Genomic DNA, 1,718 nt, shown 5'->3' on the forward strand with positions numbered 1-1,718 from the left:
CGGCGCCAGGGCGGCGGCGACCAGCAGCAGCGCCAGGCGGACCAGCAGGGCCTGCCCCGGGCGGCCGGTCGCCGTGCGTCCGAGGGCGGAGAGGTCGAAGGCCGCGGCCGGACCCGTGCCCTCCTCGTAGGGGGCGCGCAGCACCAGCAGGACCACGCCGGCTCCGAGCAGCGTCCACCAGCCGGCCAGCACCGGCCGGCGGAGCGGGCCGGGGTCCGGCGGGCGGCAGACGGCGAGGAACACGAGCGTGCCGATGAGGAGGGCGGCAGCGAGGTACGCGGCGTATCGCGCGATGTTGTGGAGGCTCGCGGTGGCGGGGTTCTCGGTGGGGCCGGCGGTCACGGTCGCCGTGGTCGGCGAGGGCTTGCCCACGGAGAAGGTGAACGCGCCGGAGACCGGGTGGCTGTCCGCCGAGACGACCCGCCAGGCCACGGTGAAGGTACCGGTACCGAGCCTGCCGGGCAGGGTGATCCGGGCGGTTGCGGAACTGCCCGGGGCGTGCCGGGGCTCGCCGGCGGGGACCTGGTGGTTGCGGGGGTCGAAGACGCGGAAGGAGTCGTCGAGCAGGGTGACGGACTCGGTGAAGGTCAGGGTGATGTGCTTCGGGGCGGACTTGAGGACGCTTCCGTCCGCGGGGTCCGTGGCGCGGAGGGCGGCGTGCGCCGAGGCGGGGCCGGCTCCGCCGAGGACGAGCAGGGCCAGCATGGCGCCCAGCAGCACCAGCCCCTGAAGCCGCCGGGTGCCCCGGAAGTCACCGCCGCGCCCTTCGCCCACGTCACCGCTCCGTCTTCGGACTCGTGCTCTCGGATACGTACGCACGAACCGCCCGCCGCGCTCACCACGTGGGCCGCGCGGACCCCGCCGTCCGCCCAGTGGGCGACCGGGGCGGTCAGGATTCGCCCGGGAAGGCTACCTCCCGGGTTGGGTGCGCGCCGCTCCGCCCGATGTGCTGAAGCACACCCGGGATCTGTGCGCGTGGATCGCCTGCGACACGGCGGCCGCCCCGGGCGTGTCCTCGTACGTGCGCACGGAACTGGGCGTTCCGCGGCAGCGGGTGCACGCGCTGGGGTACTGGCGCGCGACCTGAGGCCGGGCGGGAGATCATCGAGCCATGGACGTCACCCTGCACCTCGCCCAGGACCCCGAGGCCGACGAACTCCTCGGCCGCAGTCCACTCGCCGCTCTGACCGGGATGCTGCTGGACCAGCAGGTCCCGATGGAGTGGGCGTTCAAGGGCCCGGCGACCATCGCGCGACGGCTCGGCACCGACGACCTGGACGCGCACGAGATCGCGGCGCAGGACCCTGAGGCGTTCGCCGCGCTGCTCTCCGAGAAGCCCGCGGTGCACCGCTACCCGGGATCGATGGCCAAGCGGATCCAGCAGCTGTGCCAGTACCTCGTCGAGCACTACGACGGGGACCCCGAGGCCGTCTGGCGGGACGTCGGCAGCGGACGGGAGCTGCTGAAGCGGCTTCAGGACCTGCCCGGGTTCGGCAGGCAGAAGGCACAGATCTTCCTGGCACTGCTGGGCAAGCAGCTGGGCGTGCGGCCCGAGGGGTGGCGGGAGGCCGCAGGCGCGTACGGCGAGCCGCAGTCCTTCCGGTCCGTCGCCGACATCACCGGACCCGAGTCGCTGGCCAAGGTGCGGGCGCACAAGCAGGAGACGAAGGCGGCGGCCAAGGCGGCGAAGGCCGCCGGGAAGTAGCCGAGCCCGTCAG

General features: G+C 74.1%; 3 protein-coding genes. 2 read left to right on the forward strand and 1 reads right to left on the reverse strand.

Annotated features, from left to right (window positions below; translation table 11 throughout):
- On the reverse strand, nt 1-720 hold a 720-nt coding region (locus ACFW2E_RS13010), incomplete at its 3' end, for a copper resistance protein CopC (protein ID WP_384465707.1).
- A gap of 205 nt (nt 721-925) precedes the next feature.
- Between ACFW2E_RS13010 and ACFW2E_RS13015 the strand changes: the two genes are divergently transcribed.
- Nucleotides 926-1,087 carry an SIP domain-containing protein gene (locus ACFW2E_RS13015; protein ID WP_384465676.1) on the forward strand — a complete coding sequence of 54 codons (162 nt, stop codon included), beginning with the start codon at nt 926-928 and terminating at the stop codon, nt 1,085-1,087.
- 24 nt (nt 1,088-1,111) lie between these two features.
- Nucleotides 1,112-1,705: an HhH-GPD-type base excision DNA repair protein gene (locus ACFW2E_RS13020; protein WP_384465678.1), complete on the forward strand. Its 594-nt coding sequence runs from the start codon at nt 1,112-1,114 to the stop codon at nt 1,703-1,705.
- Nucleotides 1,706-1,718 lie beyond the last annotated feature (13 nt).

This window comes from Streptomyces sp. NPDC058964 (genome assembly GCF_042741275.1).
GTDB lineage: Bacteria > Actinomycetota > Actinomycetes > Streptomycetales > Streptomycetaceae > Streptomyces.

Coding starts and splice junctions, on each gene's coding strand:
- ACFW2E_RS13020 (WP_384465678.1), top strand. CDS start 1,112: ATGGACGTCACCCTGCACCTCGCCCAGGACCCCGAGGCCGACGAACTC.